A 24,340-nucleotide genomic window follows, 5' to 3' on the forward strand; every position below is an offset into this window, starting at 1 on the left:
GGAGGAGGACGGGCGCCGCCCGCGGAGCCCCGGTTCCGCGGGCGGCGCCCGTCTCCGCGCGTCACCCGCAGTTGGTGCCGTCCTTGCCGTACCAGGTGCCGCCGTTGAAGCGGCCCGCCCAGTCGACGCAGCTGCCCGCGGCGGACAGGTACACCGGGCCGGCGTAGCTGGTGAAGTAGTCGCCCTCGTAGGCGTCCCAGTGGTTGCCCTTGGGGCTGATGGAGAGGCCGACCTCGATCAGGATCGCCGACCCGGCGGTGTTGCGCTTGGCGACGGCGCAGTTGTAGCCGTTGGAGCTGTTGTAGGTCAGGAACACCGTTCCGGAGGAGCCGATGCTCTTGGAGTTGACGACGCTGTAGCCGGAGCCGCACTCGCCGCCGTAGGTGGCGGCGGACGCGGGAGCGGCGGTGGCCACGCCTCCGGCCACGACGGTCCCGGCAACCAGGGCGGCGGCGGCCGCCTTCTTCAGGATCTTCACGACTGTCCCCGAGCGTTCTCGCGGCACCGCCCGGTGCGGCGCACGTCGGAGACTCTTCCAGGGCCCTCTTCGGAAAAACTTCGGATCGGCTTCCGGGGAGCCTCCGGCGCGGGGGTGGTTCGCGTGCCGGTGCTTCGGGGGGTCTTTCGGCCTCCTGCCGTGCGGATCGCGGGGCCACGGCGGGCGGGGGCCGGGGCCGCGCCCGTGATGTCCGTTGCGTGAGGGTTCCGTTGACGGCCTTGGGCTTTCTGCCCGTTTCGGGGCCGGGAAGGGCGGAAAGCCCGTGATCATTCCGGGTGAGAGCGGGACCGGCCCTCGAACCGCCGCGTCACGGACATCCGGCGGGCACGCGCGGACCCCACAGGCCACTTGCCCGGTGATGTGGGCGCGGCCTCGATCCGTCCTCGCCACACCCGCCGCCGGAGGGCCGGTCGGGCAGCGGGTCCGCTCAGGGGCCTTCGCCGGGCGGCCCCTCCGGCGACGGGTCCGGTGGCCGCGGCGCGGCGGGGGGCGGGTCCTGCCCCTTTTCCCGGAAGACCAGCATGACCCAGGTCAGGGCCATCAGGGCGCTCAGCGCGGTGTTGGCCTCGTGGGCGTCGGCCAGCCACGAGCCGAGCAGTACGACGCCCAGCAGCGCCAGCGCCGCCCACGCGCGGTACCGCGCCATCCGACGGGAGGCGGTCATCACGGACCTCCGCTCCTCCATCCGACGTGTCCCGCCGTCCGTCCGGAGCGCGGGAGTGCCGGGTCCCCCGGGCGGCGGCGTCGAGCCTCTGCTGCCCCGCCCGGAGGAGGCGGAAACCCGCAGGGTCCCGCCGCCGGAGTACCGGCGGCGGGACCCGGTCCGGGTCAGCTCCGGGCCGCCGGGGACGCGGTGCCGACGCCGCGGAAGGCCAGGGCCGTGTAGACCGCGACGGCCAGGGCCACCGCGGCCAGCAGCGCGAACCCGATGGTGTACGCGCCGGTGGCCTGGTAGACGGCGCCCATCACCAGCGGCGGGAAGTAGCCGCCGAGGCCGCCGGCGGCGCCGACCAGGCCGGTGGCGGTGCCCACCCGGGCGGGTTCGACCACCGTGGCGACCAGCGCGAAGACGCCGCCGGTGCCGAACCCCAGCACGACCGCCATGAGGACGAAGGACACGCCGGCGGGCAGCTCGGCCGGGGGGTGGAAGGCCAGGACGACGGCCATGGCGGTGGTGCCGACGAAGGAGGCCAGGCAGACCTTCACCGGGCCGATCCGGTCGGCCAGGATTCCGCCGACGGGGCGGGCGGCGACCGCGGCGAGGGAGAACCCGGCGGTGCGCATCCCGGCCTCGGTCTGCGCGAAGTCGTAGGCGGTCTGCAACAGGGTCGGCAGGTAGGTGGAGAACGCCACGAACCCGCCGAACGCGACCGCGTAGAGCAGCATGTTCTGCCACGTCGCCTTGAGCCTGAGCGCGTCCTTCAACCGGGGGGCGACCGGGGCGGTGTTCGGCTTCCACCCGGGCGCGTCGCGGCTGAACAGGAGCATGACCACGCCCATCGCGGCCAGGGCGGCGCACATCACCAGGTGCGTGTTGAGCAGGCCGAGCGCCTCGACCAGCCGCGGGGTCAGGAACGCCGACAGCGCGGTGCCGCCCATCCCGGCGCCGAACACGCCGGTGGCGAAGCCGCGCCGCCGGGGCTCGTGCCAGGCGCTCACGAACGGGATGCCGACCGCGAACGACGTGCCCGCCACCCCGAGGAAGAAGCCCCACAGCAGCAGCATCGCGAACGAGTCGCTCGACAGGCCCACCAGCGCGACCGGGATGATCGAGACGAAGCAGACGGCCGCCATCATCACCCGTCCGCCGTAGCGGTCGGTCAGGGCTCCCACCGGGATCCGGCCCAGGGAGCCGACCATCACGGGGAAGGCCACCAGGAGCGACGTCTGCGTCGGGGACAGGCCCAGCGCCTCGGTGTACGTCCTGGCCAGGGGGCCGATGAGGTTCCACGCCCAGAACGTCAGGACGAACGCGGCCGTCCCGAGAAAGAGATTTCCTCCTGCGGTCCCTCCGCGGACCGCCGGCGCGTTCGTCGCGCCCGTGCCACCGTCCATTTTTCCCACCTTCCGACGAGCTCACCATAAGACAGGCCAACGGCGAACCAAATTAAACCCCGGTGTTGCGTGAGTCTGCTGGAGGGGTAATTTGTGATTGGGTGGGATTTCGGTCCCGGAAAAGTCCGCGCTGTGCTCTACCCGACAGCACAGACAGTAAACAGAGGGTTGGCTGATCATGACTAAAGGCGGTGAAACCGCAGCTCAGAAGGGCAATTCCGCTGATCTTCTGCTGCGGGCGGGTGTTTATCTGACGCGTTCGAAAGCGTCAAGGGACCTTCGTACCGTCTTTAAGGACGGAGGTCGCGAAGGGGACGTGTTTTATCGGGACCGATGGAGCCACGACAAAGTCGTAAGGTCGACTCACGGTGTTAACTGCACCGGTTCGTGCTCTTGGAACGTCTATGTGAAAGACGGCATAATCACCTGGGAGACCCAGGCCACGGACTACCCCTCGGTCGGCCCCGACCGCCCCGAGTACGAGCCGCGCGGCTGCCCGCGCGGCGCGGCGTTCTCCTGGTACACCTACTCGCCCACCCGGGTCCGCTACCCCTACGGGCGCGGGGTGCTGATCGAGATGTACCGCGAGGCCAAGGCCCGCCTGGGCGACCCGGTCGCGGCGTGGGCCGAGATCACCACCGACCCGGTCAAGCGCCGCACCTACCAGTCGGCGCGCGGCAAGGGCGGCCTGGTGCGGATCACGTGGGAGGAGGCCGTGGAGATCGCCGCGGCCGCGCACGTGCACACCATCAAGGAGTACGGCCCCGACCGCGTCGCCGGGTTCTCGCCGATCCCCGCGATGTCGCAGGTGTCGCACGGCGTCGGGGCGCGGTTCGTGAACCTGGTCGGCGGCTCGATGCTGTCGTTCTACGACTGGTACGCCGACCTCCCCGTCGCCTCCCCGCAGGTGTTCGGCGACCAGACCGACGTGCCCGAGTCCGGGGACTGGTGGGACGCCGCCTACCTGGTGCTGTGGGGCTCCAACGTCCCGGTCACCCGCACGCCCGACGCCCACTGGATGACCGAGGCCCGTTACCGGGGCCAGAAGGTCGTCGTGGTGTCCCCCGACTACAGCGACGCGACCAAGTTCGCCGACGAGTGGCTCGCCCCGCACCCCGGCACCGACGGGGCGCTGGCCATGGCCATGGGGCACGTGATGCTCAAGGAGTACTTCGTCGACGGGCGCACCGAGAACTTCGACCGGTACGTCAAGAAGTACACCGACCTCCCCTTCCTGATCAGCCTGGACGAGCGCGGCGGCCGCTACACCCCCGGCAAGTTCCTCATGGCCGACGACCTGCCCGGAGCAGGGGACGGCGCCCCCGTGGAGAACGGGAACTGGAAGCCGGTCGTCGTCGACGGGCGGACCGACGGGATCGTCACCCCCAACGGCACCCTCGGCCACCGCTGGGGCGAGGCGGGCAAGGGGAGGTGGAACCTCGACCTGGAGGGCGTCGAGCCGCGGCTGAGCCTGTACGGCGACGACGCGGAGACGGTCGAGGTCGAGCTGGCCCGCTTCGACTCCCCTGCGGGGGCGGGCGAGTCCCTGGTGCGCGGCGTGCCGGTGCGGCGGGTGGGCGGCAGGCTCGTCACCACCGTCTACGACCTGCTGCTCGCCCAGTACGGGGTGGGCCGCCCCGGCCTCCCCGGCACCTGGCCCACCGGCTACGACGACGCGGACGAGCCCTACACGCCGGCCTGGCAGGAGGCCGTCACCTCGGTCCCGGCCGAGCGGGCGATCCGTATCGCCCGCGAGTTCGCCGACACCGCGGACAAGACCGGCGGCCGCTCCATGATCATCCTGGGCGCCGGCGTCAACCAGTGGTTCCACGGCGACACGATGTACCGCGCGTTCTTCACGATGCTGCTGCTCACCGGCTGCCAGGGCGTGAACGGCGGCGGCTGGGCGCACTACGTCGGCCAGGAGAAGTGCCGCACCCAGACGGGCTGGGCGACGTTCGCCTCGGCCATGGACTGGTGCCGCCCGCCGCGCTTCATGGCGGGGACCCCCTACTGGTACCTGCACACCGACCAGTGGCGCTACGACACCTACGACGCCGACGCGCTCACCGCGCCGACCGGCCCCGGCCGCCTCGCGGGCAAGCACACCGCCGACATGGTGGCGGCCTCGGCGCGCATGGGCTGGATGCCGTCGTACCCGACCTTCGACCGCAACCCGCTCGACCTCGTCGAGGAGGCGAGGGCCGCCGGGCAGAAGACCGCCGACTACGTCGCCGAGCGGCTCGCGTCGGGGGAGATCCGCTTCGCCGCCGAGGACCCCGACGACCCCCGCAACTGGCCGCGCGTGCTCACCGTGTGGCGGTCCAACCTGTTCGGCTCCTCGGCCAAGGGCAGCGAGTACTTCCACCGCCACCTGCTGGGCGCCCAGTCCGGCGTGCAGGGGGAGCAGGCCGCGCCCGAGCACCGGCCCACCGAGGTCGTGTGGCGCGAGGAGGCCCCCGAGGGCAAGCTCGACCTGCTGCTGTCGATCGACTTCCGGATGACCAGCACCACGCTGCTGTCCGACATCGTGTTCCCGGCCGCCACCTGGTACGAGAAGCACGACCTGTCGACCACCGACATGCACCCGTTCGTGCACGCCTTCACCCCGGCCATCGACCCGCCGTGGCAGGCGCGCAGCGACTTCGACGCCTTCCACGCCCTCGCGCGGCGGTTCAGCGAACTGGCGGCCACGCACCTGGGCACGGTCACCGACCTGGTCGCCGCGCCGCACCAGCACGACACGCCGGGCGAGCTCGCCCAGCCGGGCGGCGGCGTCCCCGACTGGAAGGCCCTGGGCGAGGTCCCGGTCCCGGGCGTGACCATGCCCAACCTGATCGAGGTCGAGCGCGACTACGCGGCCGTCGCCGAGCAGATGAGGGCGGTCGGCCCGCTCGCGGTGGAGAAGAAGCTGCCGGTCAAGGGGGTCACGTTCACCCCCGACGAGGAGATGGAGTGGCTGGCCCGGCGCAACGGCACCGCGCGCGGCGGCGTCGCCGACGGCCGCCCCCTGATCGACACCGACATCAAGGCGTGCGAGATGATCCTCGCGCTGTCGGGCACCAGCAACGGGCGGCTGGCCGCGCAGGGCTTCGAGCTGCTGGCCGAGCGGACCGGCACCGACATGGACGAGCTCATCCACGGCGGGCACGAGCGGCGCGTGGTGTTCAAGGACACCCAGACCCGGCCCACCCCCGTCGGCGCGAGCCCCGAGTGGTCCGGCAAGGAGGCGCCCGAACGGCGCTACTCCCCGTTCACCATCAACCTGGAGCACGACAAGCCCTGGCACACGCTCACCGGCCGCCAGCACTTCTACCTCGACCACGACTGGATGCACGAGTTCGGGGAGTCGCTGCCGGTGTACCGGCCGCCGCTGAACATCCAGAAGCTGTTCGGCGAGCCCGCGTTCGGCCCGACGGGCGAGCGGGAGGTGACGGTGCGCTACCTCACCCCGCACTCCAAGTGGTCCATCCACTCCGAGTACCAGGACAACCTGCTGATGCTCACCCTCTCGCGGGGCGGCCCCGCGATCTGGATGAGCCCGAGCGACGCCGAGGTGATCGGGGCGCGCGACAACGACTGGGTCGAGGCGGTCAACCGCAACGGCGTGGTCGCGGCGCGCCTCATCGTCTCCCACCGGATGCCCGCCGGGACGGTGTACATGTACCACGCCCAGGAGCGCGTGATCGCCGTCCCCAAGACGGAGACGACGGGCAAGCGCGGCGGCATCCACAACTCGCTGACCCGCGTGCTGGTCAAGCCGACGCACCTGATCGGCGGCTACGCCCAGTTCGCCTACGCGTTCAACTACATCGGCCCCACGGGCAACCAGCGCGACGAGGTCACGGTCGTGCGCAAGCGACAGGCGGAGGTGACGTACTGATGGCGACCCCATCGGCGTCCGGGCGGCGCATCGGCAAGGTCATGGCCCAGGTCGCCATGGTGATGAACCTCGACAAGTGCATCGGGTGCCACACCTGCTCGGTGACCTGCAAGCAGGCGTGGACCAACCGCAGCGGCATGGAGTACGTCTGGTTCAACAACGTGGAGACCCGTCCCGGCCAGGGCTACCCGCGCCGCTACGAGGACCAGGAGAAGTGGGAGGGCGGCTGGGTCCGCACCCCCGGCGGGAAGTTGAAGCTGAAGGCGGGCGGGCGGCTCAAGAAGCTCGCCACGATCTTCGCCAACCCCAAGATGCCCGCCATCCAGGACTACTACGAGCCCTGGACCTACGACTACGAGAACCTGATCAAGGCGCCGCTGAGCGACGACATGCCGGTCGCCCGGCCCCGGTCGCTGATCAGCGGCGAGCCGATGAACGTCACGTGGAGCGCGAACTGGGACGACGACCTCGGCGGCGGCGAGGAGCTGGGCAGGCAGGACCCGATCGTGCAGAAGCTCGGCGAGCAGGTGAGGTTCTCCTTCGAGGAGACCTTCATGTTCTACCTGCCGAGGATCTGCGAGCACTGCCTCAACCCCTCGTGCGTGGCGAGCTGCCCCAGCGGCGCGATGTACAAGCGCGCCGAGGACGGCATCGTGCTGGTCGACCAGGACAAGTGCCGGGGCTGGCGCATGTGCGTCACCGGCTGCCCGTACAAGAAGGTCTACTTCAACCACAAGACCGGCAAGGCCGAGAAGTGCACGCTGTGCTACCCGCGCATCGAGGTCGGCATGCCGACGGTGTGCTCGGAGACCTGCGTGGGCAGGCTGCGCTACCTCGGCGTCATCCTGTACGACGTGGACCGGGTGGGCGAGGCCGCCACCGTGGAGGACGAGCACGACCTGTACCCCGCGCAGCTGGACGTGTTCCTCGACCCGAACGACCCCGAGGTGCAGGAGGCGGCCCGGCGCGACGGCATCCCGGACCGCTGGATCGACTCGGCCAAGCGCTCCCCGGTCTACGCCCTGGCCAAGAAGTACAAGGTCGCGCTGCCGCTGCACCCCGAATACCGCACGATGCCGATGGTCTGGTACATCCCGCCGCTGTCCCCGGTGGTGGACACCCTCACCAAGACGGGGCACGACGGCGAGGACGCGGGGAACCTGTTCGGCGCGATCGACGCGCTGCGCATCCCCGTCGAGTACCTGGCCGAGCTGTTCACGGCCGGGGACACCGCGCCGGTGGACTCCGTGCTCAGGAAGCTGGCGGCGATGCGCTCGTACATGCGCCGGATCAACCTCGGCGAGGAGCGCGACGAGTCCCTGGCCGAGGCCGTGGGGATGAGCGGGACCGACATCGAGGACATGTACCGGCTCCTGGCGATCGCCAAGTACGACGAGCGCTACGTCATCCCCACCGCCTACGGGGTGGACGACGCCGATCGCGGCGTGATCGAGGAGATCGGGTGCAGCCTCGACTTCGAGGGCGGCCCGGGCATGGGCGGGATGGGCGGCCCGGTGCCGTTCGGCGAGGCGTCCGGCCGCCCCGACGCCGCGAGCGTGGAGACCTTCCACGCCCTCAAGACGCGGCAGACCAGCGACGGGCGCAGCGACCTGAAGGGCAGGGTCAACCTCCTGAACTGGGACGGGAACGGGAAGCCCGACGGTCTGTTCCCTCCGTCCGACAACGGGGCCGCCCCCGACGAGAAGGAGAAGCCGTGAGACTCCGCAGACGCGCGTCCCGCGCCGAGGACAGCGGGCCGGACCCGCGCACGCGGGCCGTCCTGCGCCGCGCGGCCTCGCTGCTGATCGGCTACCCGGACGCCCGGTTCTACGAGCACCTGCCGATCGTCCGGCAGGCGCTGGCCGACCTGCCCGAAAGCGGGCCCCGCGACGCGCTGCTCGCCTTCTGCGCGCACGCGGAGGCCGAGCCCGCCCTCGACCTCGGCGCGCACTACGTCCACACGTTCGACACGCGCCGCCGCCGGGCGCTGCACATGACCTACTACACCGACGGCGACACCCGGCGGCGCGGCCACGCGCTCGCCCGGGTCAAGGAGATCTACGCCGGGTGCGGCTGGGAGCTCGACCCGGGCGAGCTCCCCGACCACCTCGCGGTGGTCCTGGAGTTCGCGGCCATCGGCGACGCCGAGTGGGGCGAGGCGCTGCTGGTCCGGTTCCAGCCGGGGCTGGAGCTCCTGCGGGCCGGGCTGCACGAGACCGGCACCCCGTACGCGGACGTGCTCGACGCGATCGGCGACACGCTGCCGCCGCCCGGCAAGGAGGAGCGGGAGGCCGCGCTGCGCCTGGCCGAGCTGGGGCCGCCCGCCGAGGACGTGGGACTCGACGCGTACGGAAAGCCGGTCGACCTGGGCATGCCCGGAGTGGGCGCGCCCGCCGCGACAGCGGGAGGACGGAGATGATCCCGATGACCCCGACGGACGCGGGGCACGCGGTGGACGCGGTCGCCCCGACCGCGCTCGACCACATCCTGTGGGGGGTGTTCCCCTACGTGGTCCTGGCGGTGCTGGTCGGCGGCCTCGTCTGGCGCTACCGCTACGACAAGTTCGGCTGGACCACCCGGTCCTCGCAGCTGTACGAGTCGCGGCTGCTGCGCATCGCCAGCCCGATGTTCCACTTCGGCCTGCTGGTGGTGATCATCGGCCACGTCGCGGGCCTGCTGATCCCCAAGAGCTGGACCGAGGCGATGGGCGTCACCGAGGACATGTACCACTTCATGGCGCTGTCCCTGGGCACCGTCGCGGGGGTGTGCACGCTCGGCGGGATCGTCCTGCTGATCTGGCGGCGGCGCACCAACGGGCCGGTGTTCAGCGCGACCACCGTCAACGACAAGGTCATGTACCTCGTCCTGGTGATGGCGATCCTGGCGGGCCTGGCCACGACGCTGCTGTCGGCGGGCGCGGACCTGACCGGCGGGCACGGGCACGACTACCGGGAGACCGTCTCGGTGTGGTTCCGCAGCATCTGGATCCTGCGGCCCGACGTCGCGGCGATGGCCGCCTCGACCTTCGCGTTCAAGCTGCACGTGATGGTGGGGCTGACGCTGTTCATGCTCTTCCCGTTCACCCGCCTGGTGCACGCGTTCAGCGCCCCGGTGCAGTACCCGTTCCGCCCCTACGTGGTGTACCGCACCCGCGACCAGCACCCGAACCGGTCCGAGCGCGTGGTCCGCAGGGGCTGGGAGGGCTGACCCCGGAACGCGGACGAGCCCGCCCCGGGGCGACGGGGCGGGCTCGTCCGCGTACCGCCGGGGTCACACGGCGGCGGGCTCCGGCGCGGGTTCGCGCTCGATAGTGGTGGCCAGCGGCTTCTCGACCACGAAGAGCAGCAGGACGGCCGCCGCGAGCGCCAGCGGGGTCATGGCCAGGAAGAGCGGGACGAGCGCGTCGTTGTAGGCGGTGACGATCGGCTCCCGGATGGCGTCGGGCAGGCCGTTGACCAGCTCGGGGGTGAGCGAGCGCGTCCCGCCCCCGCCGGGCATCTCGGCTCCGGCGGGCAGGCTCCTGGTCAGCTGGTCGATGAGGCGGGCGGTGAACAGGCTGCCCACGACCGCGGACCCCAGCGACGCGCCGATCTGGCGGAAGAAGTTGTTGGCGGCGGTCGCCGTGCCCACCTGGCTGACCGGGAAGGAGTTCTGCACGATGAGCACCAGGATCTGCATGCTCGTCCCCAGGCCGACGCCCATGACGCCGAGGTAGACGCAGGTCAGCCACACCGGGGTGGAGACGGCCAGGGTGGACAGCAGGGCGAGGCCGCCCGCGAGGACCACGGACCCGGCGACGGGCAGCCACTTGTAGCGGCCGGACCTGCTCACCATCTGACCCGAGACGGTCGAGGTGACCAGGAGCGCGGCCATCATGGGGATCATGAGGAGCCCGGCCCTGGTGGCGCTGGCGCCGGTGACCATCTGCAGGTAGGTGGGCATGTAGCCGAGGGTGCCGAACATCGCCACACCGGTGAACAGGCCCGCGACGGTGGTCAGGTTGAAGTTGCGGTCGCGGAACAGGTGCAGCGGGATGACCGGTTCGGCCGCGCGGCGCTCGACGAGGACGAACAGGACCGCGGTGACGACGGTCGTGGCGATGAGGCCGAGGATCACCGGGGAGTCCCAGTCGTACTGCGAACCGCCCCAGCTGGAGGTCAGGATGAGGCTGGTGGTCGCGACGGCCATCAGCGCCATGCCCGCGATGTCGAGGCGCGGCCGCGAGACGCCCTTGGGCAGGCGCAGCAGGAAGAGGACGGCGAGGAACGCGAGGACGCCGAGGGGGATGTTGATCCAGAAGGCCCACCGCCATCCGATGCCCTCGGTGAACCAGCCGCCCAGCAGCGGCCCGGCGACGGAGGAGACGGCGAACACGCCGCCCATGATCCCCATGTACCTGCCGCGCTCGCGGGCGGGGATGACGTCGGCGATGATGGCCTGGGACAGGATCATGAGGCCGCCGCCGCCGAGGCCCTGGACGACCCGCGCGACGATCAGCCAGTTCATGTCGGGGGCGAGGCCGCCGAGGACGGAGCCCGCGGTGAAGAGCCCGATGGCGGCCAGGAACAGGCCCTTGCGGCCGATGAGGTCGCCGAGCTTGCCGTAGACCGGCATGGTGATGGTCGACGCGAGGATGAAGGCGGTCATCACCCACAGCATCTGGTCGACGCCGTTGAGCTCGCCGACCATGGTGGGCAGGGCCGCGCTCAGGACCGTCTGGCTCAGCGACGCCAGGAGCATCGCCAGCATGAGCGCGACGAAGATGAGGACGATCCCCCTGCGGGAGTCCGTCGACTGCTTTCCCGATGCCTCGGGGACGGCGGTGGTGGTCATTGAAGCTTCCGTATTACCTTCCGCAGTAGTTCCACTGCCTGGTCGAACGCGTGCTCGGCCGTCTCGGCGGAGCCCGCTTCCGCGTCGTTCCGGGTGGCGTTCTGGATGGCGAGGCGCATCGCGCTGGAGCAGACCATGACGATCACGCGCGCGGCGTCGTCGACGTCGACGTCCCCGTCGGAGAACCGGTGGTCGGTCCGCAGGTGTCCGGCGACGGTCCGCGAGAGCCGCTGCTCGATGGCGGTGACCCGTTGGAGCTGGCGGCGCCTGAGCTGCGGGTGGCGGGTCATGGCCTCCCGGATCCGCTCGAACGTCTCGCCGTTCGGCGTCACCGCGAAGACCGAGCGGACCAGGTGCGAAACGTCGGTCACGAGGTCCCCGCTGGAGCACTCCCGGTCGATGAACGCCTCGATCGCGTCGTCGTCGGCGATCTCCTCGGGGAGGCCGAGGACCGCGTCCTCCTTCGTCGGGAAGTAGTTGAAGAACGTCCTGGTGGAGACGTTGGCCTCGGCGCTGATCTCGGCGACGGTCACGTTGTCGATCCCCTCGTCGAGGACGCGCCGCAGCGCCGCGTGGTGGATGGCCTCCCGGGTCTGCCGCTGCTTGCGCGTCCGAAGGGTCTCGCCGGTTCCGCTCGTCACGGGGGCGGCCTTCCGTGGTCGAAATATTGCACGACTGCAATCTTACGCGTGTGCAAGCGTGCAGTCATGCAAAAAACGGCTCCCGCGGATGTGAGGTGCCGGACAGCCCGGACCGGGAACACGCTGACGCCGGGGCCCCGCCTCGCGGTCGTCGCGAAGCGGGGCCCCGGCGTCATGCGGCCCGGTCGGGTGGTCCTCGGTGGTCGGGAGGGCCGGCCGGCCCTCCCGATTCCACCGGATCAGGACGGGACGGCCTCGGCGTCCCCGACGCGGAGAAGGTGCGGCGTGCCCGGCTTCTCGGGGCGCCAGCCGTCCGCGAGGCCCGAGCGCACCCCGGAGGCGACCGCCGCCGGGGTGATCGGCACGACCGGGCCGGTGGCGCCGCGCGTGTGCGGGTGCGGCGTGGTGACGACGAGGACGCTTCCGGGGGCCTCGGCCAGTTCGACGGCGAAGGTCGCCGGCGCCTCGAAGCGCGCCTGGTCGTACGTCGGACGGCCGCGGGTGCGCCAGCGGTAGGCCGTTCCGTCCACGGTGATCAACCGCGACCCCTTCTTCACCAGAGCCATGAGTACGGGCCTCCCTCGACCGGACGACAGTGCGAGCACGACGGTAGGGGGGAAGCGCGTCCGGTGGCCAATGGTTTTCCCGGTGTGCCCGGAAAGGGGGGACGGTCGCTATGGAGTCCCCGCGCCGGGGCTTCCCTACTGCTCGTCCTCGCTCGACGCGAAGACGCGGCGGGGGCCGGGGCGGTCGGGGTAGGGCAGGACCGCGAACAGAGCGGCCAGGCAGAGGGGGCCGAAGAGATACGACGGCCAGGAGCCGTCCATGGAGACCGCCAGGGCCACGAGACCGGCGGAGCCCGCCAGCCACACGGCGGCGCCCAGGAGCAGTGTTCGTCCGAGCGCGCGGGTCTCGTGCTTCGGGGGATGCATAGGTCTCCTCTGCGGCGCGGTGGGGGTTTCCCGGGGGAGTACACCAACGGAGTAATGCTCGCCTTGACCGTATTTCACAGACTTTGTTACGGGAAGGGGGCAAATGAATTACTTCGCAGGCCCTCCGCCGTGATCTGGTGTTCTGTCCGCAGACGTCCGCCGGACGGTCCGGGAGGTACCGGGGCGGAACCGGAGAGACCGGAGGATCACGCCTCCCGGGTGTAATAAGCGGCGTCCTGGGCGGGACTACTGGTGACACCCCCGCGACTGTGAGGACGGATGCCGTGGAATCCCCGGCCGATCGACTGACAGCGCTGTACGACCAGTTCCACCGGAGAGTGCTCGGCTACGCCCTTCTGCGCGCCGAGCCCGAGGTGGCCGAGGAGGTCGCGAGCGAGACGTTCGTGGTCGCCTGGCAGCGGCTGGACACCGTGCCGCGCTCGCCCCTGCCCTGGCTCCTGGGCGTGGCGCGCAACCTGCTGCACAAGCACTACGACGCGCAGCGGCGGCAGCGCCTGCTGGTCGAACGCGTGACGGCGCTCAGCAGCGAGGACGACGTGCTCGAGTGGGACGTCGCCGAGCACGTCGTCGGACGGCAGAGCGCGCTGGAGGCCCTCGGCGCGCTCCCCGAGCGCTACGCCGAGGCGCTGACGCTGGTCACCTGGAACGGGCTGAGCGCGGCGGAGGCCGCCAGGACCGTCGGCTGCTCGACCCCGGCCTTCACCGTGCGGCTGCACCGCGCGCGCCGCGCGCTGCGCCGTCTTCTCCGCCAGGAGCACGGACACGCGGCCCGGGACGGCCTCGTGCGCGCGTCCGGGCGCCGCCCCCAGCCCGCTCCCGCCACCCAGGAGGCACGATGACCCCCGAGTCCGATCCCGTGCGGATCATCGCCGACCTCGAACCCGCGGCGGCGCGCGCCGAGGCCGAGCGGCTGCACCGGGCCGGCCGCGAGGCGGTGCTGAGTCGCGCGATGTCCGGTCGGCCCGCCGCCGCGCGGGCGGTCCGGCGCGCTCTTCCGCGCCCGTTCACGCTGATCGCCGGTGTCACCGCGGCGGCGGTCCTCGCGGGCGGAGCGGTCTACGCCGCGGTCGCCGGCCCGATCGGGCTCCCGGCCGGTCCGCAGTCCGGCCAGGCCGGGGGCGAGGCCCCGCCGCCCTACGCCGACGCGAGCGAGTTCCTGCTCGCCAACGCGGACGCGATGGCGGTGGCCGATCCGGAGGAGGGCGGGTACTGGCACGTCAAGACGCGCGAGCACCGGCCGACCGGTGTCCTGGGCGCGCAGGCGTACCTGAGGGAGCCGGGGGCGGACGCCCCCGAACTGGCCGGACTGGACGTCACCGTGGAGTTCACCAGCGAACGGTGGACCAGGATCGGCGGCGACCACCGCATCCTGAACAACCTGCAGACGGACAGCGAGGTCGTGTTCGCCTCCGAGGCCGACCGGAAGCTGTGGGAGCGCGAGGGCTCGCCCGAGCTGTCGTACGCGGAACCCGTGTCCACCGAGTACTACGGCGGGGACCAGCGCTACGGCGTGCTGGGCCTGACCGCGCAGGAGCTGTTCGCCCTGCCGGGCACCCGCGGCGCGCTGGAGCGGGAGCTGCGCTCGGTCTGGGAGACCGCTCCCGGCGAGCAGCCGTTCGACGCCTTCGTCCTGGACGTCGCGCTCGACTTCTTCGAGAGCCCGGTCAGGGCCGACACCCGCGCCGCCTTCTACGAGGTCCTGGCCGGGATCCCGGACATCCGGATGGCCGGGGAGACGGCCGACCCGCTCGGGAGGAAGGGGATCGCGCTCGAGGTCGCCCCGTCCGCCGACGTCCCCCTGCTCCGGCGCTGGATCATCGAGGACGGGACGGGCGTCCTGCTCGCGCGGGAGGTCCACCTGACCGACGAGGAGGGCGTCCCCGAGGCCGACCCCATGACGTGGACCGCCTACGAGGAGATGGGCCCCGTCCCCGAGGCCGGGGAACCGGTGGTTCCCGTCGAGGCCTGGGAGACGGGCTCCTGACCCTTCTCCCGAGAGACCGGCTCCGTTCCGGGCGCCCCGCTTCCCCAGGGGCGCCCGGAACGCGGCCGAGGGCGCGTCACCGGAGCCGTGCGACGCGTCCGGACGATCCGACTTCCCCTTACCCGAATCGAGGGCTTCCCTTGTCCAGAAGAAGACGCGCCGGCGGAGGCCGCGCCGCGGTCAGGCGTTCCCCCGGACTGCTCCGCGCGGTGTGGAGGCTGTCCGTCGGCGGTTGGGTCGCGTGCGCGGCGACCGGCCTGGTCATCACGGCGAGCCTGACCGCCTACGCCGGGTACTACGGCGTCTCGGGCAACATCGCGACCGCCCACGTGGACACCGGTTCGTGGGAGGAGCGGCCCGAGCGTGTCGAGGGGGTCCACAACATCCTGGTGATGGGCTCGGACGTGCGCACGGGCGAGAACGCCGAGTACGGCTCGACCGAGGGCATCCGGCCCGACGTGATGATCGTCGCGAGCGTCGACGCGGACAAGGGGGCGGTGACCCTGATGAACCTGCCCCGGGACCTGATGACCGACATCCCCCCGTGCGACCCGGCCGGAGAGGGGTTCCCCGGGACGCCGGGCGTCTTCGACCAGCTCAACCACGCGATGGCGTACGGCGGAGTGGAATGCCAGTGGAAGACCGTGGAGGAGATCACCGGCGTGCGCCTGGACCACTTCGCCATGATGGACTTCGCCGGGTTCAAGGACATCGTGGACGCCGTCGGCGGCGTGCCGATGTGCGTCCCCCAGGCCGTCGACGATCCCAAGGCCAGACTCCGGCTCGAAGCGGGCGAGCAGGTCCTCGACGGCGAGCAGGCGCTGGGCCTGGCGCGCAGCCGCGACAGCACCGAGTTCGGCAGCGACCTGGGCCGGATCGAGAACCAGCAGCGGATGATGGGCGCCATCGCGCGCAAGGTGACCAGCGGCGAGATCCTGTCCAGCCCCACCGCCGTGTACGCGTTCCTGGACGCGGTCACCGGCTCTCTGACGACCGACGACGGGCTGACCGTCGACGCGATGGCCGACCTGGCGGTCACGATGCGCGACGTGGACCTGGAGCGGGTCTCCTTCGTGACCCCGCCCCTGGCGGACTACCCGGCGGACACCGACAAGGTCGTCCTGGTCGAGGAGCCCGCGAACCGGCTGTTCGCCGCCATCGCCGAGGGCGAGGTCCTGCCCGAGGAGGAGGCGGAAGCGACGGCAGGCGGCGACGAGGAGGAGAGCGGTGGGCAGGCCGGGGGCGAGGACTCCGACGGCGCCGGTACCGGGGAGGCGTCCGTCGTGGACGAGATGAACGCCATGACCGCCGCGGCCGACGAGCAGGCCGACGCCTGCGCGGGCTGACCCGTTCTCCTCGCCGACCGTGACCCCGGAAAGGTCACGATCGCCGAGGAGGACGGGCTCGGGACACTACGTGTGGATGCCCCGCCAGTAGTCGTCGAGGCTCACGGTGAACTTCTCCGGGGAGACCTTGCGCAGCTCCTCGACGCGTTCCCCCAGCAGGGCGATCGTCTCGGGCAGGGTGGCGTCGCACTGGGCCTTGACCGCGAGAGCGGCCTGGATGACGCGCCCCTCGAAGAGCAACGGGTCGACGGTGTCCCATCGATCGGGCCTGTTCATCGACACCCCTGGTGGACGGCGGACGAAACCGCGGCGTTGATCATCTTCGTCCACCATAGCCGCCCGATGATCATGACGAAATCGGCCGGGACCCGGACACCCGGTCATCCGCGCGGTGGCGGCGGGGGAGCGGACGGTCACCACCGTCCGGGAGAATGCGCGTCACCGTCCTTGAGGGGCCGCACTGTTGCCTGCGGTCCGCAGGGAGTGTCCAGGAGAGACAGGGAGATCCGGATGGCGAGCACCGAACTGACCCGAAGCAACTTCCAGAGGACCGCGGCCGGCTCGAAGGTGCTGCTCGTCGACTTCTGGGCCGACTGGTGCGGACCGTGCCGCGCGTTCGCCCCGGTCTTCGAGCGGGTCGCGGAGAAGCACCGGAACGGGGACGTCGTCTTCGGCAAGGTCGACATCGACGCCCAGCCCGAGCTCGCGGACGCCTTCCAGGTCACCGGCATCCCCACCCTGATGGTGATCCGCGACGGCGCCGTCGTGCACACCCAGATGGGCGCGCTGCCCGAGCGGGGCCTGGAGGAGCTCATCGGCGCGGTCACCGGGCAGAAGGCCGTGACCTGGTCCGACCCCACGCCCCTGAGGACGGCGACCGACTCCGCGCGGGCCGGCGGAGGACCGGCGGAGAAGTCCGCCCCGGGCCCGGACCGGGGGTTCTAGGGAGTCCCCGGGGTGGGGGTGATTCGCGTGCCGGTGCTTCGGGTGGGTCGTTCGGCCTCACGCCACGCGGATCGCGGGGTCACGGCGGGCGGCGACGGAGGGTGTCGGTCGGGGCCGCGCCCACGACGTCCGTTTCGCGTGGTTTCCGTTGATGATCTTGCTATTTCCCCTCGAGAACCTTGACTTCGGGGGAAAACAGCAAGATCACCGGACATTAGAGGGCCGATTCCGCCCCCACCCGGAATGATCTTGGGCTTTCCGCCCGTTTCGGGGCCGGGAAGGGCGGAAAGCCCACGACCGTCAACGGAATCCCTCACGCGACGGCCATGGCGGGCGCGGCCCCGGCCCCGGCCCCGGCCCTCACCCGCCGGGAGGTCAGTCCGAGAGTGCGTCGCGGAGGTGGCGGGCCGCCTTGAGCAGGCGGGTGGAGCCCTTGTGGGCGGCCAAGGCGCTCACCTGCGGAACCGCGCCCCTAAAGGCGTGGTGGTGGGCGATCTCGGTGGCCGCCTCCAGGAGGTGGGCCAGGTTCCGCGCCTCCATGGCCTCCGCCCTCTCCTCCCCGTAGAGGCCCTTGGTGGACCGCAGCGCCTTCTCGGTGTCGCGGTCGAGCAGGGCGGGCAGCGCGGCGGACAGCGCCGTCCACACCGCGCCGGAGGCGCCGGAGCGGGCCGCCTCCCGGACCGACTCCGCCAGCGGCTCCGAGCCGACGTGTCCGTAGCGCGTCGCCTCGGCCAGTTCGCGGCCCAGGAGCGCGGGGTCGAGGCCGCCGCGCGCGGCCAGGGCCAGCAGCGCGTCCACCGCGGCGGTCCGGATCCCGGTGTTGCGCGCGCCCAGGCCGCAGGCCAGGCCCAGGTGCAGGGCGGGCCCGGCCGCGCCGGAGCCCTCGGCCAGCGCGGGCAGCAGCAGCATCCGGCTTCCGGGCGCCTCGTAGACGGCCTCGGCGAACGTCGGTTGCAGGTGGAGGGCGACCAGCTCGCGCCGGACCGGGACCACGGACGGCCAGTGGCCGATGTCGTCGGAGAAGACGGGCGGGGGTTCGGACCCGGCCTCCAGCACGGGACCGAAGACCTCGGCCAGCGGCGTCGGCGCGTCCACCCGCTCGCAGGCGAACAGCAGGTGCTCGGCCTCGCGCTTCCCGCACCGGCAGACGTCCCCCAGCCGCTCCGGTTCCGGTTCGGGGAGTCCCCCGGCCTCCAGCCAGGCGGTGAGCCTGCGGCCCGCGTCGGAGGCCAGTCCCCGGGCACGGGCCAGGACGTCCCCGCCGCACGCGGCGGCGTCCACCCGCAGCAGCGCCTGGGACAGGTCGACCTCCCCGGGGACCGCGCCCACCCGCTCGTACTCGGCGATCCGCTCCACGAGCGCGGCCGGGTCGATCCGGCCGTCGGTGAGCGTGGGCGTGGCCAGCAGGAACGGCGGCGCCCCGCCGACGACCATGCGCGCGACCTCCCGCAACCGCTCCCGCAGCACCGCGTTCAACGGCGACGTGTTGGACCGGCGGTTGCCGGAGGGCTTCGTGACCCAGTACTCGGTCTCCCAAAGGGGGCTTCCGGTGGTCTCGCCCAGGATCTCGGCCACCACGCAGCGGACGTCGCCCGTGTCCCAACCGGCGTAGTACGGGTGGAGGCCCGTCCACGGGTGGGTGCGGGCGACCGCCTGGAGGGCGTGGACGAGGCCGTCCCGGTCCCGGTGGGCGTGGCGCACCAGCCCGTCCAGGATCCGCTCGAACGCGGGGACGTCGGAGGAGACATCGGAGGCGCCGCCCCAGTCCCTCCTCCGCATGGCGGAGGTGATCGCGTTGACCTCCTCGGCGACCTCGACGGCGGTGGCCGGCGGCGCCTCCATCGGCCGGGGGCCGGAGACGGCGGGCAGGACGTCGGGCTCGGGACGGTCGTCGGCGACCGCCCCGCCCAGGACCTCGGCGGCGCGGCCGCGCAGGGCCGGGGTCAGCGCGGCCGCCGCCGCGACCAGGCCGGGCCGCACCGCGTCCCCGGCGGCGGGCAGGTGGCGGGCCACCAGGTTCAACGCGCGCTCCTGCACGGCCAGGTCGCCATGGCCGAACGCGTCGGCGGCGGCCAGCGCCGCCAGCCCCGCCCGGGACCGGTCGCGGCGCGCCGCCCGGTCCAGCCACGACAACTGGGCGCGCACGAGGGTCGCCTCGGTGCGGAACAGCACCGACGCCGACGCGTCCACGAGGTGCTCGTCCTCCAGGCGGCCCGCCTCGTCCAAGCGGGCCAGGACCTTCTGGGCGTGGCCCGCCACGGGAGAGGGCGTGTCGGGCAGCAGCCGCAGCAGCGTGGCGGTACGCGCCGCGTACTCGTCCTCGGTGGGCTCCAGCGCGTCGAGCAGCTTCCGGAAGCCGCGCAGGTCGCCCGGGCGGCCCGGGCGCAGCAGCCGCGCCAGCGCGCCGTCCAGAAGCGCCTCCCGGTCGAGGCGGCCCTCCCGGCACAGCGCGGTCAGCGCGTCGTACCAGACGTCCCTGCCGGAGTCGGTCGCCAGGGGGTCGCCGGCCTCCAGCAGGTGGCCGGTGCCGTCCGTCTCGAACACGCGCGGCAGGATCTCGTCCAGGCCGGGGTCGGCCCGCAGCTGCTCGACGAGCGGGGGCCTCCCCCCGTCCTGGGGCCGGTCGGCGAGGGAGCCGTCGACGACGAGGGGCCAGCGGTCGGCGTCCCAGTCCCAGCGCTCGCTCATCCACCCCCGGACGAACCGCTCGTCATCGGGTGTGGGAGCCCCGGAGAGCAGGAGCAGGTACCGGACCAGGCTGAAGTGGTGGTGCTCCGGTCTCCTGCCCGAGCGGGCCAGGACGCGGTGCGCGACGTCGGCGAGCCAGTCCCCGGGGCGCCCGGCCAGGAGCCGGAGGACGCGGACGCCGCTGTCGGTGTCGAAGACGTCCGCCATGCTCCGGCCGGTGATCCACCGCGCGACGTCGGCCGCGCCCGTGTGGCAGCCCGCGCCCGCGACCAGCAGCGCCTTCCTGCGCGGCGTCCAGGGGCGCGCGCACTCCGACCACGCCTTGAGGAAGCGCGCGCAGGAGCGCCGCTCCTTCTCCGACAGCGCGGCGATCAGGCCCGGCAGCCGGTCGGCAGCGTCCTCGGCCACGGCCGCCAGGACCGCGTACGCCCCGGGGGCGAGTTCGGCCCCGGCCCTCTCCAGCAGGGCCCGTTCTCGTTCCGACAACCTCTTGAACGGGGAGGGCGGGGTGTCGGTCTTCATGGAGTCGGTGGTTTCCATGGGGAGACCGTAGAGGACGCCTCTGTCAGGTCCGCCGGGCCGTCGCGTTCCGTCAGGCCGCCGCGTTCCGCCGGATCGGGTCCCGCGTCAGCGACCCGGTCGGGCCGCCGCCATGGCGGGTTCGATCTCGTCGGCTCCGAGCACGACCGAGGAGTTGTGCTCCCGTACGATCCGCCACCCGTCCGGGCGTCGGCGCCACACCAGCGAGCTGTTCGTGCGGACGCCCGTCACCGTGCCGTCGAGCATCTCCAGCCGGGCGACGAACACGAGTGTCGAGGCGGCGAGGGAACCGTCCACGACCACGCGCGGCCCGTCCGCGACGCCGTGGCGGGCGGACCGCATACGCCGGAAGGCCGGCTGCCAGATGTCGCCGTACTCGGCCGGACCGCGGGCGATCCGGTGCCCGGGGTCGAAGTCGTCGTAGAGCGCCGCGTCGTCGGTCTCCCAGTCGTAGAAGCGCCCGGCCCGCTCGCGGAAGACGAACGGCGGACCGTCCTCCTCCACGTCCCATCCGAACACCCAGTCGGTGTGGAGGTCGGCGACGGCGGTGGTCTGTTCGTCGGTCATGGCGTTCTCCTTTCTGCTCCGGGGCCAATCGTGCTCCGGTCCGGCCGGGGGCGGGAGGCCGGGGCGCACCCGGGAGCACGGCACCCACGTCCGCGAGGAGCCCCGTCCCTCGGAGGCCCTGAACGGTTCAGGCGCTTCGCCGCCGTTCCCGCCCCGACCGGTGCGGTGCCCCGACCGGTGCGGTGCCCTGCCCGGGCGCGGTGACCGGCAGGGCCGGCACCGGGTTAGCCTGTCGGCGGCGCTGACCACGACGACGGACGGGGTGTTGACGGCATGGCCGGTGAGACCGATCTGGCGCTCATGCTGCGCACGCTCACGGTGACGAGGCGGCCCGGACGGTACGTGTTCGTCACCGTGGACGAGGAGCGGGCGGCCGGACTGCGCGGGAAGGCCGCCGCGTCCGTCGTCGAGGACGAGGGCGCCACACTCGTGCTCCCCGCCGAGGCCGCCGACGCCGAGGGCCTGCCCTACGACTTCGTCGCCGCCTGGCTCACGCTCGACGTGCGCTCCGCGCTGGAGGCGGTCGGACTCACGGCGGCCTTCAGCGCCGCGCTGGCCGGGGCGGGCATCAGCTGCAACGTGCTCGCGGGCTTCCACCACGACCACCTGCTCGTCCCCGAGGACCGCGCCGAGGACGCGCTCGCGGCGCTCGCCGGCCTGCGGAAGCCGCCGCCCCCGTGACCGGCGCGGCCGGGAGGCCCCTGGTCCGGAGGCCGCCCGAAAAGCCCGAACGGTCGGACGTCCCCGGGAATCAGGGCTTCCGGGTTTCCCGGCGGCCTGGGTCTCCAGCACGTCTTCGCCGCCCGGTTGACCTCCATGGACCCGGCCGACCGGACGGGAGCCGAGTTCACCGAACCCGGACGCGGCTCCTACGAGGTGGTCAGTGTTCCCGCCACACGCGACGCCCTCTCGGCGGTCCGCCTCCTCCCGCCCCGGCTCGCCGAGTTCACCGAGGCGAACCTCCCCGGCCTGCTCGCGCTGGTTGGACGAGCCGACCGGGAAGGCCGGGGAAGCGGGGCGCCGTGACCGGATCCGTCAGCCCCGAACCGCGTTGAGGGACGGTCGCGGACGTCTTGGCCGCGTCGGAACGCCCCTTGCCGGTGGCTGTCCCGGGGGCCGTGGACCCGGTCTCTCAGCCGAGGTGGGGGAGCCGGTCGGGGACGAGGGCGTGCCCGACGCGGAGGCGCTGGGTGTGGTGCATGGGCAGGGCGTCGAGTTCGCCGCGCGGGATCCAGCGCACGAGGGTGGACTCGCCGCTGACGGCCAGGGCGCCGCCGAGCGGGCGGCCCCGGAAGCAGACGTTGAACTGGCGGCGGACCTCGCCGTCGGTGTAGGCGATGACGTGCCGGGGGTCGGTGTAGGTGCCCACCAGGCCGGTGATCTCGATGTCGATCCCGGTCTCCTCACGGGTCTCGCGCACGGCGGTCTCGGGCAGGCTCTCGGTCGGTTCCATGGCGCCGCCGGGCAGGGCCCACAGGCCGCTGTCGGCGCGCCGCTGCATCAGCAGCCGCCCCCGGGTGTCGAACACGGCCGCGCTGGCGGCCACGACCGTGCTGTTGGGCACGGGCGCGGCGGGGTCGTCGTAGTACTCGGTACGGGCCACGGTGGTCACTCCCGGATCGGGTCGGCGCTCTCCCACACCGCGTCGAAACTCGCCGAGTGGGCGGTGAAGAGCCCTGTCACACGGCCGCGCGCCGGGCGTAGACCGCCACCAGCTCCTCACGGACAGCCGGACCGTTCCCGGTGCCCGGCTTGAGCAGGGGCCACAGGGAGGCGACGTCCTCCCCCAGGACCCGGGCCACGGAGGGGTCGTCGGTCACCTCCTGGTCCAGCAGGACTCCGTCTCCGCTGAAGTGGTTGACGCGGACGAGCCGGTCGTCGAAGAGCCAGAAGTCGTTGCCGGGGAACGCGATGCCGGTCGTCCGGCGGCAGGGCAGCTACCTCACCTGCTCCCCGGCGATGACGTTGGCGCGGGTGATGTGGTGCTCGTACCTGATGTACGTTGACTTGGCGTTCGCGCTGACCGCACGAGGAGACACAACCGAGGCGCGAAGACATGCCCAACGCGCCGCTGACCTGGCCAGAACCACCGGGTCGGTGCGGCAGCGCGTGAGGATCGCCAAGTTACCCGGCGGGTGAGGAGGATCGGTTCGTGAGTACGTGCAGCAACGCGATCAGCGTGCCCGAACTCTGGATCTGACCGACCGCGATGAGTTCGGGGACCTTGGCCATGGGGACCCACTCAAAGCGGCCCTCGTCGAATTCGCTGGGATCACCAACACGTTCGGGAGTTCGGCCGACGAACACGTGGTGCGGGCTGCGTACAGTGCCGATCATCGGTTCGAAGGTCACGACATGCTCCACGGAACCGACTCGGTAACCGGTCTCCTCCTCGGCTTCGCGCACCGCTGTGTCCTCTGGGGCCTCGCCCGTTTCCAGCAAACCACCCGGCAGCTCCCACCCCCACACGTCGGGAACGAAGCGGTGTCGGTAGCTCATGAGCACGTTCTCGTCCCCGTGGTCCAGAACCGCGATCATCGCCGCCGACGGCAGCGTGACCGTATGGTGTTCGAACCGGCTCCCCGATGGCGTGGTGATATCGGCCTTGCCGAGACAGACCCACCGGTTTTCGTAGATCGTGCGCCCGGAGGACCTGGAGCGGTTCGACATCCACCCCAGCATGCGCCAGCAGATCGGCGACTACCTGTCCGGTGACTATCCGTACCTGGGTTGATCCCGGCCTGTTATCCGGAACGGACGTCGAGCCGATCGGACGGATCGACCTGATCGCCCGTCGGTGAGCTGGTCAGATCGGCGTACCACAGCGCGTCGGCGACCGAGGACTCCTCACGCGGGAACAGGGCCAGATCACCGGCCGGGGAAGCTCCGGTGCGGGGGTGGTTGGGGCCCTGTCGGGGCGGGGTCCGTTCGGGGCTTGTTGCGGCGGGCGGGGCTGGAGGCCCGCGCGTCCCCGCAGGGCGTCTGTGACGCGGCGGTTCGGGGAATGGTCCTGCCCTCGCTCGTGACGATCTTGGGCTTTCTGCCCGTTTCAGGCCCCGAAACGGGCAGAAAGCCCAAGATCATCGGGCAGGCCCCTCCTGTGGACGCAGAGCCCCCCGCGCCGGAGGTTCCCGGTCCCCGCTTCCCCGCCGCGACGAGAAGGTCTTGGTCCTCTTCCGGCACCGTGGAAGCGACCGACCGGGCCCGCTCCCCGGCGCGTCTGACGTGCGGCCAGCGTGTTCCCACGTCACGCAGCAGTTTGTGAGCGGTTCGAGCCGCCCACCCGGGAGACACCACAGACCTTCCTCCGGCGGTGCTTCGCGGAGCGACCGCTCCTTTTCCCGTGATCACACCACGCGAGCGGCTGAGCCGTCGGGGGACGAGACGGTCGAGGTCTTGGACGAGT

The 24,340-nt window shown here is 72.1% G+C and carries 23 protein-coding genes and 1 pseudogene; 10 read left to right on the top strand and 14 right to left on the bottom strand.

Features of this window, described 5'->3' with window-relative positions; translation table 11 throughout:
* Window positions 1-61: 61 nt before the first annotated feature.
* From EV190_RS09295 to EV190_RS09305, 3 genes are all read right to left on the bottom strand, one after another.
* Entirely contained in the window at window positions 62-472 is a 411-nt protein-coding gene (locus tag EV190_RS09295; protein WP_133741260.1) for a spore-associated protein A, read from the bottom strand.
* Window positions 473-926: 454 nt separating this feature from the next.
* The gene (locus EV190_RS09300) at window positions 927-1,163 is read right to left on the bottom strand and encodes a hypothetical protein (RefSeq protein WP_133741087.1); all 237 of its coding nucleotides are present in this window, start codon (window positions 1,161-1,163) and stop codon (window positions 927-929) included.
* A gap of 164 nt (window positions 1,164-1,327) precedes the next feature.
* Window positions 1,328-2,554 (bottom strand): MFS transporter, encoded by a 1,227-nt coding sequence (locus tag EV190_RS09305; protein WP_133741088.1) that lies wholly within the window; start codon window positions 2,552-2,554, stop codon window positions 1,328-1,330.
* A 178-nt stretch (window positions 2,555-2,732) separates the two neighbouring features.
* Here EV190_RS09305 and EV190_RS09310 point away from each other — a divergent pair, with 178 nt between their 5' ends.
* Genes EV190_RS09310 through narI form a run of 4 tightly spaced genes read left to right on the top strand, consistent with a single transcriptional unit; the run spans window position 2,733 to window position 9,644 of the window.
* Window positions 2,733-6,437 (top strand): nitrate reductase subunit alpha, encoded by a 3,705-nt coding sequence (locus EV190_RS09310; RefSeq protein WP_133741089.1) that lies wholly within the window; start codon window positions 2,733-2,735, stop codon window positions 6,435-6,437.
* Complete coding sequence (narH, locus tag EV190_RS09315) at window positions 6,437-8,155, top strand: nitrate reductase subunit beta (protein ID WP_133741090.1); 1,719 nt, start codon at window positions 6,437-6,439, stop codon at window positions 8,153-8,155. Before EV190_RS09310 ends, narH begins: the two co-directional genes overlap by 1 nt.
* Window positions 8,152-8,856 carry a nitrate reductase molybdenum cofactor assembly chaperone gene (narJ, locus tag EV190_RS09320; protein WP_133741091.1) on the top strand — a complete coding sequence of 235 codons (705 nt, stop codon included), beginning with the start codon at window positions 8,152-8,154 and terminating at the stop codon, window positions 8,854-8,856. The genes narH and narJ overlap by 4 nt, the downstream gene beginning before the upstream one ends.
* A 5-nt stretch (window positions 8,857-8,861) precedes the next feature.
* Window positions 8,862-9,644, top strand: a complete 783-nt coding sequence (gene narI, locus EV190_RS09325) for a respiratory nitrate reductase subunit gamma (protein ID WP_133741092.1) — start codon at window positions 8,862-8,864, stop codon at window positions 9,642-9,644.
* A gap of 63 nt (window positions 9,645-9,707) precedes the next feature.
* On the opposite strand, the gene EV190_RS09330 is transcribed toward narI, so the two are convergent.
* The 4 genes from EV190_RS09330 to EV190_RS09345 all read right to left on the bottom strand — a co-directional run bounded on the left by EV190_RS09330 (window position 9,708) and on the right by EV190_RS09345 (window position 12,843).
* The gene (locus EV190_RS09330; protein ID WP_133741093.1) at window positions 9,708-11,270 is read right to left on the bottom strand and encodes an MDR family MFS transporter; all 1,563 of its coding nucleotides are present in this window, start codon (window positions 11,268-11,270) and stop codon (window positions 9,708-9,710) included.
* Window positions 11,267-11,911, bottom strand: a complete 645-nt coding sequence (locus EV190_RS09335) for a TetR/AcrR family transcriptional regulator (RefSeq protein ID WP_133741094.1) — start codon at window positions 11,909-11,911, stop codon at window positions 11,267-11,269. Before EV190_RS09335 ends, EV190_RS09330 begins: the two co-directional genes overlap by 4 nt.
* Before the next feature lie 239 nt (window positions 11,912-12,150).
* Window positions 12,151-12,477, bottom strand: coding sequence for a hypothetical protein (locus EV190_RS09340; RefSeq protein ID WP_133741095.1), 327 nt, complete (start codon window positions 12,475-12,477; stop codon window positions 12,151-12,153).
* 135 nt (window positions 12,478-12,612) lie between these two features.
* Window positions 12,613-12,843 carry a hypothetical protein gene (locus tag EV190_RS09345; RefSeq protein WP_133741096.1) on the bottom strand — a complete coding sequence of 77 codons (231 nt, stop codon included), beginning with the start codon at window positions 12,841-12,843 and terminating at the stop codon, window positions 12,613-12,615.
* Between the two features lie 284 nt (window positions 12,844-13,127).
* Between EV190_RS09345 and EV190_RS09350 the strand changes: the two genes are divergently transcribed.
* From EV190_RS09350 to EV190_RS09360, 3 genes are all read left to right on the top strand, one after another.
* Window positions 13,128-13,703: an RNA polymerase sigma factor gene (locus EV190_RS09350; RefSeq protein ID WP_133741097.1), complete on the top strand. Its 576-nt coding sequence runs from the start codon at window positions 13,128-13,130 to the stop codon at window positions 13,701-13,703.
* Window positions 13,700-14,848, top strand: coding sequence for a hypothetical protein (locus tag EV190_RS09355; RefSeq protein WP_133741098.1), 1,149 nt, complete (start codon window positions 13,700-13,702; stop codon window positions 14,846-14,848). The genes EV190_RS09350 and EV190_RS09355 overlap by 4 nt, the downstream gene beginning before the upstream one ends.
* A gap of 140 nt (window positions 14,849-14,988) precedes the next feature.
* Window positions 14,989-16,194: an LCP family protein gene (locus EV190_RS09360; protein WP_243742463.1), complete on the top strand. Its 1,206-nt coding sequence runs from the start codon at window positions 14,989-14,991 to the stop codon at window positions 16,192-16,194.
* Window positions 16,195-16,260: 66 nt separating this feature from the next.
* Here the strand turns inward: EV190_RS09360 and EV190_RS09365 are convergent, their stop codons facing one another.
* Window positions 16,261-16,470 carry a hypothetical protein gene (locus tag EV190_RS09365; RefSeq protein ID WP_133741099.1) on the bottom strand — a complete coding sequence of 70 codons (210 nt, stop codon included), beginning with the start codon at window positions 16,468-16,470 and terminating at the stop codon, window positions 16,261-16,263.
* 234 nt (window positions 16,471-16,704) lie between these two features.
* On the opposite strand from EV190_RS09365, the gene trxA reads away from it, so the two are divergent.
* On the top strand, window positions 16,705-17,139 hold the full coding sequence (trxA, locus tag EV190_RS09370) for a thioredoxin (RefSeq protein WP_133741100.1): 435 nt from the start codon (window positions 16,705-16,707) through the stop codon (window positions 17,137-17,139).
* 375 nt (window positions 17,140-17,514) lie between these two features.
* Here trxA and EV190_RS09375 read toward each other — a convergent pair whose 3' ends face one another.
* A complete protein-coding gene (locus tag EV190_RS09375) occupies window positions 17,515-20,367 on the bottom strand; it encodes a DUF6493 family protein (protein ID WP_133741101.1) in 2,853 nt (950 codons plus the stop codon).
* An 87-nt stretch (window positions 20,368-20,454) separates the two neighbouring features.
* On the bottom strand, window positions 20,455-20,934 hold the full coding sequence (locus EV190_RS09380; RefSeq protein WP_133741102.1) for a YybH family protein: 480 nt from the start codon (window positions 20,932-20,934) through the stop codon (window positions 20,455-20,457).
* Window positions 20,935-21,207: 273 nt separating this feature from the next.
* Between EV190_RS09380 and EV190_RS09385 the strand changes: the two genes are divergently transcribed.
* Together EV190_RS09385 and EV190_RS09390 are read left to right on the top strand one after the other, a co-directional pair.
* Window positions 21,208-21,615, top strand: a complete 408-nt coding sequence (locus EV190_RS09385) for an ACT domain-containing protein (RefSeq protein ID WP_133741103.1) — start codon at window positions 21,208-21,210, stop codon at window positions 21,613-21,615.
* Between the two features lie 135 nt (window positions 21,616-21,750).
* Window positions 21,751-21,960 (top strand): hypothetical protein, encoded by a 210-nt coding sequence (locus EV190_RS09390; protein ID WP_341770541.1) that lies wholly within the window; start codon window positions 21,751-21,753, stop codon window positions 21,958-21,960.
* Between the two features lie 106 nt (window positions 21,961-22,066).
* On the opposite strand, the gene EV190_RS09395 is transcribed toward EV190_RS09390, so the two are convergent.
* The 4 genes and pseudogenes from EV190_RS09395 to EV190_RS09405 all read right to left on the bottom strand — a co-directional run bounded on the left by EV190_RS09395 (window position 22,067) and on the right by EV190_RS09405 (window position 23,604).
* Window positions 22,067-22,537 (bottom strand): NUDIX hydrolase, encoded by a 471-nt coding sequence (locus EV190_RS09395; protein ID WP_133741104.1) that lies wholly within the window; start codon window positions 22,535-22,537, stop codon window positions 22,067-22,069.
* A 76-nt stretch (window positions 22,538-22,613) separates the two neighbouring features.
* Complete coding sequence (locus tag EV190_RS24525) at window positions 22,614-22,754, bottom strand: hypothetical protein (RefSeq protein ID WP_208113124.1); 141 nt, start codon at window positions 22,752-22,754, stop codon at window positions 22,614-22,616.
* Between the two features lie 3 nt (window positions 22,755-22,757).
* Window positions 22,758-22,871, bottom strand: a pseudogene (locus EV190_RS24530) (DUF6879 family protein); the annotation flags it as partial.
* Window positions 22,872-23,058: 187 nt separating this feature from the next.
* On the bottom strand, window positions 23,059-23,604 hold the full coding sequence (locus tag EV190_RS09405; RefSeq protein WP_243742464.1) for an NUDIX hydrolase: 546 nt from the start codon (window positions 23,602-23,604) through the stop codon (window positions 23,059-23,061).
* Between the last annotated feature and the right edge of the window lie 736 nt (window positions 23,605-24,340).

The sequence above is a fragment of the Actinorugispora endophytica genome, from assembly GCF_004363075.1.
GTDB classification, from domain to species: Bacteria; Actinomycetota; Actinomycetes; order Streptosporangiales; family Streptosporangiaceae; genus Actinorugispora; species Actinorugispora endophytica.